The following is a 14,028-nucleotide window of genomic DNA, read 5'->3' as shown; positions in this document are numbered from 1 at the left end:
CCATGAAAGTACTGATCGTCCACGCTCATCCAGAGCCACAATCCTTCACCGCGGCCTTGCGCGATCAAGCGGTCGCGACCCTTGAAGCGCAGGGCCATGAAGTGCAGGTCAGCGACCTGTACAAAATGAACTGGAACCCGGTGGCCAGCGCCGATGACTTCTCCTCGCGGGAAAACCCCGAATACCTGGTGTATGCCCTGGAACAACGCCTGGGGGTGAAAAGCCAGTCGCTGGCGGCGGACATCCAGGCCGAGCTGGACAAACTGCTGTGGGCCGACCTGCTGATCCTCAACTTCCCGATCTTCTGGTTCTCCACCCCGGCCATCCTCAAGGGCTGGATCGACCGGGTGCTGGTGTCCGGCATCTGTTATGGCGGCAAACGCTTTTATGACCAAGGTGGCCTGGCCGGTAAAAAGGCATTGGTCACCGTGACTTTGGGTGGTCGCGAACACATGTTCGGCGAGGACGCGATTCATGGTCCGTTGCAGGACATGCTGCGGCCGATCCTGCGCGGGACCCTGGCTTACGTTGGTTTTGATGTGCTGGAACCGTTTGTGGCGTGGCATGTGCCGTACATCAGCGATGAAGCGCGTCAGCAGTTTCTGGTGGATTACAGCCAGCGGCTGCAGCATCTGAGTGATGACCTGCCACTCGTGTTTCCAAAGCTCTCGCAGTTTGATGACAAACTCTATCCGCTTGCCGATAACGTTGCAGTACGCGATTAAGTTTTTAATTATCTCCCCACGCTTTATGCGTGGGGAGATAATTAAGTGTACGTTGATCTTGCAGTCTCGCGAATTATCGGCGCTTGAAGTACTTGCTGGATAATCTGTCTATTTCTGTTCTTATTTCTACAACTTTGTCCGGGTTGACTGATTTTATTCGCTGTACGTAATTTTCAAATTGGGCGTCGTCTGGGAAGTGATATTTCCCATGAAACTTCAACCAGCTTACGGTATTTTCAAAGTTTTCTGATTCGCCCCTGAAAGTGCCAAGTTTTTTGAATATTGAGATATGCTCTCTTCGTTCTGCTTCGGCTAGTTTTTGCATTACTGGAAGATGAGGTCTTTTGTATGTGCGCGCTATATCACTGCTGTTCTGAAATGCATCGCTGCCAGAATGAAGTTTTTTATAAGCAATATTCTGGAGTTTTATCGTCGCTCCGTTGGTGAGACTATCTAGCGACAATGCCTCTATTTTGTCCTGATTAAATGTTTCGATTTGTGCTTTGGCTACGGTATCTATTATTTCTTGTTCGAGGTTTTTTATTTTTTCGTACGCTTTGCCACTTCTGTATTTGGTTACGCCCCATTTGGATGTGTGGGTGCTGCTATAAGTAGTTGACTTTAAACCTAGATTTTTTAGGAGTCGACCAAAAGTAAAGTGACCTGTAGGGTCTGTGTAGTTAATCGGATCGCCCTTGCAGTACGTATACGCATTCAGCCCACCTTTCCCAAACGGACTTAAACTGTCCGGACTATTAAACCGCATCAACGCGGGATTAAACGCCCGGTAATTGCCCAATATATAGTGTCCGGTCACAGGATCCTGACGTTCGCCATTGAAACCCGACAAACTGAGCAAAGCACTCACAATGGAGCGATGTCCGTAAGGGGAGTAGGCGATGGGCTGTGGTTGGGCGTTTTTCTTGAGGGTATGCAGCGGCGAGCGTTGCAGGTCAGTGGCCAGCAAGGTGGTGTCGTGCGCATTTTGTTGATGCTGTTGCTGCGCCAGCAACAGGTCGTCGTGCTGCACGATGGAGTACCCGACTGCCCCCTGTATTTCGGTGGTTAGCCGGTTTTTGCGATAAAAGCGCAGACGTGCCGGCGTATCTGACACCGTGTGGCTGGTCATTTGATCCAGCGCATCGTAGTGATAGCGGATAAGCCAGGGCTGTTTTGATTGGGACATTTGGCGCTCCGGGCTTTCAAGGGCTGGAGGGTCTGAGTATCAAGGATTGAGGAAGGGGTGGGTACTAGCAGAACTGATAGTCAGGCCGACTCAGACCGCACAACAAAACCTGTAAGAGCGTGCTCGAAAGCCGGACTATTGCTGTACCACCGCCTTGCCGGCACGCGAAGTGGCGCTACGATGAATGAAAAGAAGGGCTTGCTGCGCAATCCAGCGGGAGCAAGCTCCCTCCCCACAAAGTCAGTACAGGTCACAAGGTCAGGTTGGGTTTAACGTGCTTTAACCGTTCGTGGCCTGGCATGTGCCGTACATCAGCGATGAAGCACGTCAGCAGTTTCTGGTTGATTATGGGCAGCGGCTGCAACATCTGAGTGATGATCAGCCGTTGGTGTATCCAAAGCTTTCGCAATTTGATGAGCAGTTGTATCCAATGGCAAAGTCCACGGTCGTGGATGCCTGAACTGCACAAGCACCGGGGTTGGTCGAAAGGCGTTACCACTTATATGAATATCCCACTGCTGTTGCAGTGGGATATTAGAAGTGTGTTCAACGGTTGGAGGTGAGTGTCCAGACTTTGTCAGGTTCAGTGAAGCGAATGTCGTTTGCCAGCTCTGGAACGTTCATGATTATTTTTTTGCTTGAGACTTGTGTTTTTATTCCGGCCATTGGTAGTTGAACAGGCAATATTCCGGTGGTCATTCCACTGCCTATTTTCTCAATAGTACCGTCACTGGCAAAAAATGGACCTTTTCTGAAGCCAATGATCGTAACGGAATTAGGCTTGATCGCGACGAATTTTACACCGGTTAATTCTTCTGGTAGTTGTTTTACTGAACTATAAACAATGTTCCTCATTTTGCTGGATGTTTGAGCTAGGCTAACCAAGTCTCTTCCGGGAAGTTGCTGGATTATATTCTCCAATATATCGGGCATTTGGGATATTTTTTTAAATAGCCCCAGGAAAGCACTAGGTGTCCGACCACTACGATCTCCGAAATTAATCGGATCTCCCTTGCAGTACGCATACGCATTCAACCCACCTTTCCCGAACGGACTCAAACCGTCCGGGCTATTAAATCGCATCAGAACCGGATTAAACGCCCGGTAATTGCCCAATAAATAGTGCCTGGTCACAGGGTCCTGACGTTCGCCATTGAAGCCCAGCAAACCGAGCAACTCACTGACAGCGGAACGATGTCCGTAAGGGGAGTAGGCGATAGGCTGCGGTTGGGCGTTTTTCTTGAGGGCATGCAACGGAGATCGTTGCAGGTCAGTGGCCAATAATGCGGCGTCGTGCACATCGTGTTGGTGCTGTTGCTGAGCGAGCAGCAAGTTGCCGTGCTGCACGATGGAGTACCCGACTGCCCCCTGTATTTCGGTTGCCAGTCGGTTTTTGCAATAAAAGCGATGACGAGTGAGGGTACTTGACAGGGTATGGCTGGTGATTTGATCCAGCGGATCATAGTGATAGCGGATAAGCCAGGGCTGTTTTGAATGGGACATTTGGCGCTCCGGGCTTTCAAGGACTGGGAGGGTCTGAGTATCAAGCGCTTGGAAAGATTCGGGTACTAGCAGAACTGATAGGAGGCCGACTCAGACCGCACAACAAAACCTGTAAGAGCGAGCTTGCTCGAAAGCCGAACTATTCCTGTCTTTTCATTCCATTTGTCGAGCGAGATGATTCCTGCAGGGTCCTTGCTTGATTCAACTGTCGGGTTGGAACAGTTGGGCGAGGAGCGCTGATCTACACTCTCTGAGGGCCAGTCGCGCCCATCCGGAGGACATCATGAACAGATTGTCGCCCATCGGCCTGTGCGTCGTATTGTCGGTTTTCAGTGCCCAGGGTTGGGCACAAACGGTAGTACCGATGAAGGGCCAGAGTTCGCAACAGACCCAACTCGACATCAATGAATGCAACAGCATTGCCGCCAGCAGTACATCGACGACCTCGACGCCTTCCGGTGGACGGGTCAAGGGCGCGGCGGCGGGGGCGGCCGCCGGTGCCACGGCGGCGCAGGTGCGTGGACGTCAGCATGACGAGTTCTATGATCGCGTCGATGAGGACACCAAACAGGACTACCGCCAGGACCGCGCCAAACAGACCGCCGCCGCAGGTGCCGTGGTCGGTGGTTCGCGCCAGCGCCAGGAACGGCGAGCCCAGGAGAAAACCAACGCCTCGACCACTTCCACCGCTTATACCAGCTGCCTGCAGGGGAAGGGGTATCAGGTTAATCCCTGAGCAGGTGTAGACCGACCTTTTGGCAAGGGCGCTTGTCGGACCACCGCCTTGCCGGGAGTCTCAAGATCAGTACAGGCCACAAGATCAGTGCAGGCTCGCACTGATTTTTGTGGCCGGTCGCTGATCGAGCCAATGCACCATCAAACACGCATACAGCGTCACCGCGATAAACAGCCCCATGCGAATCGCGAACGCGGTGTACACGTCCTTGCCCAACTGGCTGTCCTGAACCGACTGCCCCAGCAGGATAATCAGCGTGATCAGGGTATTGAGCCAGAAGCCCGGGCTTAGCCGGCCCGGGTTCAGGCCATAGAGCTTGCGCGCCAGGATCAGGGCGAACAGCAGCATCCACAGAAAGAACATCCACAGGTGCACGAAAACGCTCAGTGCGCTCCAGAACAGGATCGCCAGCAGACCGCCAAGCAAGGTCGAGCCGATCAGCTCGCGCGCGGCGTCGCGTGTGTTGGTGCTGGAACTCTGCTGGCCGAGGCTGACGGCTTTGAGGACGATGGGCAGGTAGCTGGCGGGATCGATCAGCGCCAGCAGAAAGGTCGGCATCACAATCAGGGTGGCTCGTAGCGCCACCCGGTCAACCTCGGCCTCCGGCAGTGCGGCGGCGGGCGGCGGCGCTGGGGCATTCTCCGGTTCGGGGAACAGCCAGTGGCTGAATGCGCCGATCATCACCGCCAGCAGCAAGCCACAGATCAGCGCCTTGATGACCATCGCTGCCAGGCCAAAGTCGGCGACCCCGGCCGAGGGGATCATGGTCAGGCCGATCACCAGAAAGGTCACCACCAGGTTGTTGCCGCCCCGTTGGCCGAAACGAAAGACCATGAGCAGGCCGATGCCGATCAACAGCACACCGCTGAAGGCGTAATAGCGCAGCACCGGGATCAACAGCAGGCCGATGCCGGTGGTCAGCATCGCGGTCACCGCCAATACCAGGGCGGCCTTGAACGGCAACGGACGATTGAGGCTGACCAGCAGCAAGGCACCCAGCACCGGCGCCAGGAACGGGATCGGCAACGCCAGGCCGAAACTCGCGGCCAGGCACAGCGCGGTGCCGCTGGCCAGGCGCAACGCGCGCTGAGCCCTTGGCGAGCGCTTAGTAGGCATAAGACAGCCAGCTCATCAGCCACAGAAACATCCGGCCCAGGGGATTGAGGACGTTGCCCTCGGACGGGAAGGCCATGACCTCGGCCTGGCCGCCGGCGCGAATGGCGCGGTTGTCCTTGAGCATGGCCAAGGCGTCCGGCGAGAACTCGATGATCACCGGAAAGCGCTGCGCCGGACGCAGCCAGTCACGGCTGTTCTGCACCGTGGGCAGGCTGCCGGGTGCGGTTGGCTGACCGACGCTGACCCCATAACCGACACTGCGCACGCGCCCGGCAAACACTTCGCCGGGCAGCGCATCCAGTGCGATCAGTACCGGGCTGTCGGGGCGGACCAGGCCGAGGTTGTTCTCGGTCATGTCGGCGCTGATCCAGACATCGTGGATCGCGATCAGGGTCATCACCGGGTTCCCGGCCGCGGCGAACTGGCCGACGTCGGTGCGCAGGTCGGTGATCAAACCGGCCGAGCGTGCATGGACCCGGGTGTTGGACAGATCCAGTTCGGCCTTCGACAGGGCAGTGGCGGCGCTGCGCAGCAGGGCGTTGGACTCCTCGTTGCCGCCTTCCTGCTCGCGGGCGCGCTGCACTTCGGCGCGGGCGGCGGCGACCTGGCTGACGGCCTGTTCGCGGTTGGCGCGGGACACTTCCAGCAGGCGCACGGAAATGGTTCCGGGGTCCTGGCGATACAAGCCTTCCAGCCGTTGGTTGTCCTGCGTGGCCTTGAGTTCGTTGGCCTGCGCCGCGCGCAAGTTGGCTTGTGCCGAGGCTATTCCGGCGGTGCTGGCGCCGACCTGACGACGGGTGGATTCAAGGTCCGCCCGGGCCCGATCGACTGCGATCTGATAGGGCTGCGGGTCGATCTCGAAAATCACGTCGCCGGCCTTGACGTCCTGGTTGTTGCGCACGTTGACGCGGATCACCCGGCCGGAAACTTCCGCCGCCACCGGAATGACAAAAGCGCCCACCCGTGCCTGCTGCGTATAGGGCGTGAATCGGTCAGCCAGCAGGTACCAGGCCAGGCTCACGACAATCAGCAGTAACACCCATTTCACGCCTTTTTTCGTCGGGTCGGCGGCGGGTTCCGCTGGCGGCGGGGTGGAGGCGGCTTCACTCATGGCTGTTTACCTGGTTGGGCAAGGGGGGAGGCGGGCTGCGCGGCCGGGGGCTCGTTCAGCAGGTCGCCCCAGTCGGTGCGTTGTTCCATCTGTTGGCGCGTGGCTGCGTCGACCCTGGGCTGGGCGCTGTACCAGCCGCCGCCCATGGCCTTGTACAGGGCAATCACATTACTCACCGCGTCGCCTCGACTGAGCAGGTAGCTGTCCTGCAGTTCGAGCAGCGCACGCTGGGCATCGAGCACGCGCTGGAAATCCGAATAACCTTCGCGGTACAGGATGACGGCCAGGTCCAGCGAGCGTTTGGCCGCGCCTTCGGCCTCGCGCAGGATGCGTTCGCGCTGCAACGCGTAGGTCAAGCCGTTGGCGGCATCATCCGCTTCGCGAGCCGCCTGGCGAACTTTGTCGCGGTAGGCCTCGATCAATTGCTGCAAGCGCGCATCCTGGACCCGCACGTTGTTGCTGATACGGCCATGGTCGAACACGTTCCAGCGCAGGCTGGGCCCGCCGATCAGATCAAAACTGCGCGACGTACCGCTCAAGGTATCGGTCGACCAGACGATGCTGCCCAGCAACGACAGGGACGGGTAGAAATCGCTTTCGGCCACGCCAATCAATGCGGACTGCGCGGCAACATTCAGTTCGGCGGCACGCACGTCCGGGCGGCGCAACAGCAGATTGGCCGGCACGTCCTGCAACACGGCACGGTCCACCAACGGAATCAACCCGGTGCTCTGGACGACCAGTGGCAGTGCACCGGGTGGTTGCCCGATCAACACGGTCAAGGCATTGCGGGTGCGCGATAACTGGTCTTCCAGGCCGGGGATGGTGCTCAAGGTGGCGAGGTATTGGGTCTTGGCCCCCTGCAGGTCGAGTTCGGCAGTCTGGCCGCTTTTGAACAGTCTTTCGGTGATCTCGTAGTTGCGTAGTTGCTGTTTCGCGTTTTCCCTGGCCACGCGCAAGCGCGCTTCGGTGGTGCGCAGGACGAAGTAGGTGTCCGCCACTTGTGCGCGCAGCAGCACCAGGCCGTCTTCATAGTTGGCCTCGGCGGCGAAGTAGCTGGCATCGGAAGACTCGATGGCCCGGCTGAAACGGCCCCAGAAATCCAGTTCCCAACCGATGTCGAAGCCGGCGCTGTGCTGCCAGAACTGGCTGTCGACCGGGTTGTTGCCCCCGGATTGATGGCGGTCGACGTACACGCTGTCGGCGGCGACCTGTTGCAGTTGCGGGTAGCGTCCGCTCTGGGCGATGCCTAACTGCGCGCGAGCTTCCATCACCCGCAGGCCGGCGATCTTCAGGCTGGAATTGTGCGCATCCGCTGCGGCGATCAACTGGTCGAGCACCGGGTCGGCGAAGACTTGCCACCACTGGCGGATGTCCGGTTGCAGGGTGCGCTGGCTGGCGTGTTCGATCGCCGGCGTGTTCCAGTGATCGACCCAGGCCTCGCCCGGCGGTTGAAAGTCCGGTCCCAGCCGTACGCAACCGCCGAGAGCGAGCACGCCGCAGAGCAATAGCCGGGCGGGTCGCGTCAGCAGGGAAGCACCTGATTGCATTGGTTGTTTTCCGACCGGGGAACTTCACAGGAGCATAGTCGCCCGGCTGCCTTCTGCATGCCCGGTTAGGCCTATACGCAAAAACGCCGCGACTGTCGCAAAAACGACCTGTTTACGCTGAACGCGAACCTTGATCAGTATTCTGTTGAACGAGTGTTCAGCTTGGGCTATGTTCGTTCGACCTTCTCTCCCGGCTGGTTGCGGGCTTGCGTTTCTTCATTTCGAACGAGGCACTGGCATGCGGTTTTCACCCTTTGTTGAGCGGATCTCAGGTCAAGGTGTTGCTGCCTGGGATATTCACAATGCGGCGTTTGAAGCACGGCGTTGCGGCGAGGATGTGATCATCCTCAGTGTCGGCGACCCGGATTTCCCCACCCCTGATTTCATCACTGACGCCGCCATCCAGGCGCTGCGCGAAGGTGATACCCACTACACCGAAATTGCCGGTCGCCAGGCGTTGCGCGAAGCCATCGCCGCACGCTATGGCAAGCTGTTCGACCGTGAGCTGCAAGCGTCAAACGTGATTACCGTGGCCGGTGCGCAAAATGCTCTGTTCGTTGCCTCGATGTGCCTGCTCAGTGCCGGCGACGAGGTGATCGCCCTCGATCCGATGTACGTGACCTACGAAGCCACCCTCAAGGCCTCCGGCGCCACGCTGGTGCGGGCGCCCTGTTCGGCGGGCGACGATTTCCGCCTTGACGCGGCGGTGCTGGCCAAGGCCATTACCCCGCGCACCAAGGCGATTTTCTTTTCCAACCCCAACAACCCCACTGGCGTAGTGCTCAACCGCGAAGAGTTGCAAGCGATCGCCGACCTGGCCATCGCCCATGACCTGTGGGTCGTGGTGGATGAGGTCTATGAGAGCCTGACATTCGAGCGCGAGCACCTGAGCCTGGCCGCGTTGCCGGGCATGGCCGAGCGGTGCGTGGTGATCGGCAGCCTGTCGAAGTCCCATGCCATGACCGGCTGGCGCATCGGCTGGATCGTTGCCGATCCCGCGCTGGTGGCGCATGCCGAAACCCTGGTGCTGAGCATGAACTACGGCTTGCCGGGGTTTGTCATGGAAGCCGCGCTCAAGGCCGTGCAGGCCCACGACGAAGTGACCCACGGCATGCGCGACATTTATCTCCGTCGTCGTGATCTGGTGGTGGCGGGGTTATCGGATTGCCCGGGGATCGAAGTACTCAAACCCGACGCCGGCATGTTCGTGTTGCTGGATGTACGCGCCACCGGCCTGACGTCGCTGGAGTTCGCCTGGCGCCTGTTGCGCGAGGCGCGGGTATCGGTACTGGATGCCGCGGCCTTTGGCGAACCGGCACAAGGTTTTGTGCGGCTGTCGTTCACCCTCGGTGAAGACCGCCTGGCGGAGGCCTGCCAGCGGATTCGCGATTTTGTCCTGGTGCTCAAGGGTGAGGCGCCCCGGCCGATCATCAGCCGCGAGACCCCTTCGGCGGTGGTCGAACCGGTCGCGGGCCGCACCATGATCCAGGTCGAACAACTGCACAAACGCTTCGGCAACATCGAGGTGCTCAAGGGCGTATCCCTGACGGCCCGCGAGGGCGAGGTGATCTCCCTGATCGGGGCCAGCGGCTCGGGCAAAAGTACCTTGCTGCGCTGCATCAACATGCTCGAAGTGCCGGATCAGGGGCGGATTCTGGTGGATGGCGAAAGCATCCACCTGAACCACACGCGGCCCGGCACGCCCCTGGTGTCCGATGCCAGGCAGCTTGTGCGCATCAGGTCCAGCCTGGGCATGGTGTTCCAGAACTTCAATCTCTGGCCCCATCGCACGGTGCTGGAAAACCTGATCGAAGCGCCGACCCAGGTCCTGCGTGAAAGCCGGGCCGAGGCCACTGAACGGGCCGAAGCCTTGCTCGAACGCGTAGGGCTGGCGGCCAAGCGCAACGAGTACCCGGCGTTTCTCTCCGGGGGACAGCAACAACGGGTGGCCATCGCCCGGGCCCTGGCCATGCGGCCCAAGGTCATGCTGTTCGATGAACCCACCTCGGCACTCGACCCGGAACTGGTCGGGGAAGTGCTGCGGGTGATCCGCTCTCTCGCCGAAGAAGGCCGGACCATGATCCTGGTGACTCATGAAATGGCCTTTGCACGCGATGTCTCTTCCAAAGTCGCCTTTCTGCATCAAGGACTGATCGAGGAAACCGGTTCGCCGGACGAAGTGTTCGTACACCCACGCAGCGAGCGCTGCCGACAATTCGTCAACGCTCATCAAACTCGCTAACACATAAAAAGACGGGAATACATCATGGGAAATCGACGTTTTGCACACTGGTTGACCGGCGCGGCCTGCGTATTGCTGGCGGGCATGAGCGCGGCACAAGCGCAGCCCATCAGGTTCGCGGTCGCCGCCGAACCCTATCCGCCGTACACCGAGAAACAGGCCAACGGTGAGTGGAAGGGCTTTGAGGTCGATCTGATCCACAAGCTGTGCAGCGAAATGAAAGCGCAATGCGAGATCAAGGAAGTGGCGTGGGACGGGATCATTCCGTCGCTGCTGGCGAAGAAGATCGACGTGATTTTCTCTTCGATGTCGGTGACCGAGGAGCGGGAAAAACAGATCGCCTTCAGCAAGGCCTATTACGACTCGGTTGTCGCGCTGGTCGGGCCGAAGGGCACTTCCGTGACCAAATACCCGGATGACCTCAAGGGCAAGACCATCGGCGTACAGAACTCGACCGTCAGCGCCAGCTACCTGAAGACCTACTACGAAAAAATCGCCGATGTGAAGTATTACGACACCCAGGACTCGGCCAACGCCGACCTGATCGCCGGGCGTATCGACCTGATGATGGCCGACGGCACGGCAATGGCGTCCTTCGTCAAGACCCCGGACGCCAGCAACCTGGCCTACCTCGGCGCGGTGCCTTACGACCCGATCTTCGGCAAGGGTGTAGGCGCCGGGCTGCGCAAGGACGACACCGAACTGAAGGCCAAACTCGACACGGCGATCAAGACCCTGCTGGCGAGCAAGGACTACGACGACCTCTCCCAAAGCTACTTCGGTACCAGCGTGAAACCGACGTTCTGACGCAAAGCCAAACGCAGAACCTGTGGCAAATGGAATCCCTGTGGGAGCGAGCTTGCTCGCGATAGCGGTGGTTCAGTCACCCATGATGTTGACTGTTATGCCCTCATCGCGAGCAAGCTCGCTCCCACAGGGGCCGGCGGTGCTGTCGCGGCCATGACTGGAGAGTGAAATGCCAGCAATGTTCGATTTGATCAATTTCACCGAACAAGGGTGGGGCGGGGCGCTGCTCAAGGGACTCTGGATGACCCTGCAGATTTCGGCGGGGGCTTTTGTGGTCGGACTGGCGATCGGCCTGGTCGTGGCCTGCCTCAAGCTGGGCGCGCCCAAGCCGATTGCCGCCGTGGCGCGGGTCTATACCACGCTGTTCCGGGCGGTGCCGGAGTTGTTGCTGATTCTGCTCCTGTACTACGTCGGGTCCATGTTGCTCAATTCGCTGATGGCCCGGCTCGGTTACGACGCGGTGAACCTGAGCGGTCCACTGGCGGCGATCCTGGTGCTGGGGCTCGTGCAGGGGGCTTACGCCTCGGAGATTTTCCGGGCGGCGATCCAGGCGATCCCCTACGGTCAGATCGAATCGGCGAAGGCTTTCGGCCTGCACGGCTTCGGACTGTTTCGTCGCGTCACGCTGCCGATCATGGCGCCGTATGCGATGGCGGGGATGGCCAACCTGTGGATCAACCTGATCAAGGACAGTGCGCTGATCAGCGTGGTCGGCACCAACGAGTTGCTCTACACCGCCAAACAAGGCGCGGGTTCGACGCGTCACTATCTGTTGTTCTACCTCACGGCCGCCGCGTTGTATTACGCGGTGACGCTGGTGTCCAACTACCTGTCGGGACGGCTCGAGCGACGCATTCGTCGCTGGATGCCATTGGCTGAGTGAATGACATGATTCCAGCGTGGACAGTTGAATACGCGGCGCTGTTGGGCCGGGGGCTGCAAACGACCATCACCATCCTGCTGGTTTCCAGCGTGTTCGGTTACGCGCTGGCCGTGTTGGTGGCGCTGGCCCGGATCTCGAAAAACAGGGTGATCGCCAAGGTCAGCCTGTTCTATACCAGCGTCACGCGCGGCACGCCGCTGTTGATCCAGATCTACATCTTCTATTACGGCCTCGGCAGTCTGTTTGCGCAGTTCCCGCTGATCCGTGGCAGTTTTCTCTGGCCCTACCTGCGCGATGGTTACTGGTACATCGTGTTCGCCCTGGTGGTGTCGGTGGGCGCTTACGTGGGTGAAGTCATTCGTGGTGGCCTGCTGGCGGTGCCCAAGGGGGAGATGGAAGCGGCTTCGGCGTTTGGCATGACCCCGCGTCAGTCCTTGTTGCGGGTGCGCTTGCCACGGGCGTTGCGCCTGCTGTTGCCGACGCTGGCCGGGGAAACCGTGATGCTGCTCAAGTCCACGGCGCTGGCCTCGACCATTGCGGTGATCGACTTGCTGGGCGCGGCCAACGTGGTTCGGGCGCAGACCCTGCAAGTCTATGAGCCGCTGTTGCTGGTGGCCGGCGTGTATGTCTGCCTGACGTTCCTGATCGAGGCGCTGTTTGCCTTTGCCGAGCGGCGCGGCACGCCCGTGCGCAGGTCAGCCTGATGAGTTCGCCACGGGTTGACCGTTCGCTGCAGGGCATTGGTCTGTGCACCTTGGGCTACGCGTTCCTGACGTTGCAGGACGCGGCCATCAAGTGGCTGGTGGCTGACTATTCGGTGGTGACCATTCTGTTCTGGCGCGCCCTGGTGGTGGTCGCCGTGGTGTTGGCCGCGGGACGCATGCGTCTGGTCCTGCGGGCCTGGCACTCACCGAGCCGACGCTTGCTGGTGGTGCGCGGCCTGTTGTCGATCGTGGCCTGGCTGCTGTACTACACGGCGGCCAGGGACCTGACCCTGGCGGAAATGACCACCCTGTATTTTTCCGCGCCGATCATGGTCACGGTGCTGGCAACGGTGATTCTCAAGGAGCGCGCCAGTGCCTGGCAGTGGTTCAGCCTGATCATCGGCTTTGCCGGCGTGATCATTGCTTGCCGCCCGGACAACATGAGCGAACCGGTGCCGGTTGTGCTGACGCTGCTGGCAGCGATGTGCTGGGCCTTCACCTATATCCAGTTGCGCCAGGTGGACGGCCAGACCTCGGTGCTGGAACAAATGCTGATCACCAACGTGGTGTTTGTACTGTGCATGGTTGTGGCGCTGCCGTGGACCTATACCCCCGCGCCGACACCGGCCTGGCTGGGGATGGTCGGGGCAGGGCTGGTGGGTGGTATCGGTCAGTTCCTGCTGTTCGCCAGTTTTCGCCGCGCCACGGCGACCTTGCTGGCGCCGTTCGAGTACACCGGGCTGATCTGGGCGTTTGCCCTGTCGAGCCTGATCTGGGGCACGCTGATGGATGTGTCGTTGATGATCGGTGCCGGGTTGATCGCCGTCAGCGGTACCCTGGCGATGATCTTCGGCCGGCATCCGTCACAGGACGTCGTCGGTGCTGAATGCTCCGTGACGCAGCCCCTTTATCCAGCAACGACAGATATGGAGGCCGTTGGCGGCGCTGAAGGTCTCGGGGTTGAGGCACCACTCGAGCCAGAGTCCGTCGAGCATCGCCGATAGGCCGATGGCGGCCAGGCGCGTGTCGTGAATCCTGAAGCCTTCGCTGTCGGCCATGCCGTCGAGCAATTGGCAAAGCAGATCAAGGTAGGCGCCGTAGGTTTTGGCGTGGGACTGGCTGACGTGTTCGGAGTGGCGGATCAGGCTCCAGAACACCACCCAGACGCCCAACAGTTTCGGGTCCATGACCCTGGGTGAAAACGAGCCGACGAGAAACGCATCCATCTTTTGCGCGGGTGTGCCGGCCTGCTCGATTTCCTGGAGCAGTGCCGTGGTGAGTTCGCTCGCCAGTTTCTGATAGGTGTCGGCAATCAGCGCATCGATGCTGCCGAAATGATGATTGAGCAAACCGACGGACACCCCGGCCTCGGTGGCGATGCGCCTCACCGAAATCCCGGCATGACCGTCGCGGCCCAGGCAACGCAGGGTAGCGGCAACCAACAGTTCGCGGCGCTCGTCAGGCT

The 14,028-nt window shown here is 59.7% G+C and carries 12 protein-coding genes and 2 pseudogenes; 8 read left to right on the top strand and 6 right to left on the bottom strand.

The window, feature by feature from the left end; all coding sequences use genetic code 11:
• Positions 1-2: 2 nt before the first annotated feature.
• Positions 3-725 (top strand): NAD(P)H-dependent oxidoreductase, encoded by a 723-nt coding sequence (locus JQF37_RS00265; protein ID WP_130209807.1) that lies wholly within the window; start codon positions 3-5, stop codon positions 723-725.
• A 73-nt stretch (positions 726-798) separates the two neighbouring features.
• Here the strand turns inward: JQF37_RS00265 and JQF37_RS00260 are convergent, their stop codons facing one another.
• Positions 799-1,911 (bottom strand): RHS repeat-associated core domain-containing protein, encoded by a 1,113-nt coding sequence (locus JQF37_RS00260; protein ID WP_130209805.1) that lies wholly within the window; start codon positions 1,909-1,911, stop codon positions 799-801.
• Between the two features lie 262 nt (positions 1,912-2,173).
• On the opposite strand from JQF37_RS00260, the pseudogene JQF37_RS00255 reads away from it, so the two are divergent.
• A pseudogene (locus JQF37_RS00255) lies at positions 2,174-2,371 on the top strand (flavodoxin family protein); the annotation flags it as partial.
• 86 nt (positions 2,372-2,457) lie between these two features.
• On the opposite strand, the gene JQF37_RS00250 reads toward JQF37_RS00255, so the two are convergent.
• Positions 2,458-3,414 (bottom strand): RHS repeat-associated core domain-containing protein, encoded by a 957-nt coding sequence (locus tag JQF37_RS00250; protein WP_130209803.1) that lies wholly within the window; start codon positions 3,412-3,414, stop codon positions 2,458-2,460.
• Between the two features lie 283 nt (positions 3,415-3,697).
• Between JQF37_RS00250 and JQF37_RS00245 the strand changes: the two genes are divergently transcribed.
• Entirely contained in the window at positions 3,698-4,150 is a 453-nt protein-coding gene (locus JQF37_RS00245) for a YMGG-like glycine zipper-containing protein (RefSeq protein ID WP_130209801.1), read from the top strand.
• Between the two features lie 84 nt (positions 4,151-4,234).
• Here JQF37_RS00245 and JQF37_RS00240 read toward each other — a convergent pair whose 3' ends face one another.
• Genes JQF37_RS00240 through JQF37_RS00230 form a run of 3 tightly spaced genes read right to left on the bottom strand, consistent with a single transcriptional unit; the run spans position 4,235 to position 7,927 of the window.
• Positions 4,235-5,266, bottom strand: coding sequence for a DUF2955 domain-containing protein (locus tag JQF37_RS00240; RefSeq protein ID WP_130209799.1), 1,032 nt, complete (start codon positions 5,264-5,266; stop codon positions 4,235-4,237).
• Entirely contained in the window at positions 5,256-6,377 is a 1,122-nt protein-coding gene (locus tag JQF37_RS00235; protein ID WP_130209797.1) for an HlyD family secretion protein, read from the bottom strand. Before JQF37_RS00235 ends, JQF37_RS00240 begins: the two co-directional genes overlap by 11 nt.
• Positions 6,374-7,927 carry a TolC family protein gene (locus JQF37_RS00230; protein ID WP_204149432.1) on the bottom strand — a complete coding sequence of 518 codons (1,554 nt, stop codon included), beginning with the start codon at positions 7,925-7,927 and terminating at the stop codon, positions 6,374-6,376. The genes JQF37_RS00235 and JQF37_RS00230 overlap by 4 nt, the downstream gene beginning before the upstream one ends.
• Positions 7,928-8,165: 238 nt before the next feature.
• Here JQF37_RS00230 and JQF37_RS31655 point away from each other — a divergent pair, with 238 nt between their 5' ends.
• From JQF37_RS31655 to JQF37_RS31225, 5 genes are all read left to right on the top strand, one after another.
• Positions 8,166-10,169 (top strand): aminotransferase class I/II-fold pyridoxal phosphate-dependent enzyme, encoded by a 2,004-nt coding sequence (locus JQF37_RS31655; RefSeq protein ID WP_130210902.1) that lies wholly within the window; start codon positions 8,166-8,168, stop codon positions 10,167-10,169.
• Positions 10,170-10,193: 24 nt separating this feature from the next.
• Positions 10,194-10,976: a transporter substrate-binding domain-containing protein gene (locus JQF37_RS00220; RefSeq protein ID WP_130210903.1), complete on the top strand. Its 783-nt coding sequence runs from the start codon at positions 10,194-10,196 to the stop codon at positions 10,974-10,976.
• A gap of 169 nt (positions 10,977-11,145) precedes the next feature.
• Positions 11,146-11,859, top strand: coding sequence for an ABC transporter permease subunit (locus JQF37_RS00215; protein WP_047529225.1), 714 nt, complete (start codon positions 11,146-11,148; stop codon positions 11,857-11,859).
• 5 nt (positions 11,860-11,864) lie between these two features.
• Positions 11,865-12,563 (top strand): ABC transporter permease subunit, encoded by a 699-nt coding sequence (locus JQF37_RS00210; protein ID WP_047538681.1) that lies wholly within the window; start codon positions 11,865-11,867, stop codon positions 12,561-12,563.
• The gene (locus JQF37_RS31225; RefSeq protein ID WP_130210904.1) at positions 12,563-13,567 is read left to right on the top strand and encodes a DMT family transporter; all 1,005 of its coding nucleotides are present in this window, start codon (positions 12,563-12,565) and stop codon (positions 13,565-13,567) included. The genes JQF37_RS00210 and JQF37_RS31225 overlap by 1 nt, the downstream gene beginning before the upstream one ends.
• Here the strand turns inward: JQF37_RS31225 and JQF37_RS00205 are convergent.
• Positions 13,523-13,951 (bottom strand): annotated as a pseudogene (locus tag JQF37_RS00205) (TetR family transcriptional regulator C-terminal domain-containing protein); the annotation flags it as partial. The gene JQF37_RS31225 and the pseudogene JQF37_RS00205 sit on opposite strands and share 45 nt — an antisense overlap.
• Positions 13,952-14,028: the final 77 nt, after the last annotated feature.

The sequence above is a fragment of the Pseudomonas sp. MIL9 genome (genome assembly GCF_016887925.1).
Lineage (GTDB): Bacteria > Pseudomonadota > Gammaproteobacteria > Pseudomonadales > Pseudomonadaceae > Aquipseudomonas > Aquipseudomonas mohnii.
Note: the sequence above shows the minus strand (reverse complement) of the source record. Positions and strands in the feature narration are given on the sequence as shown.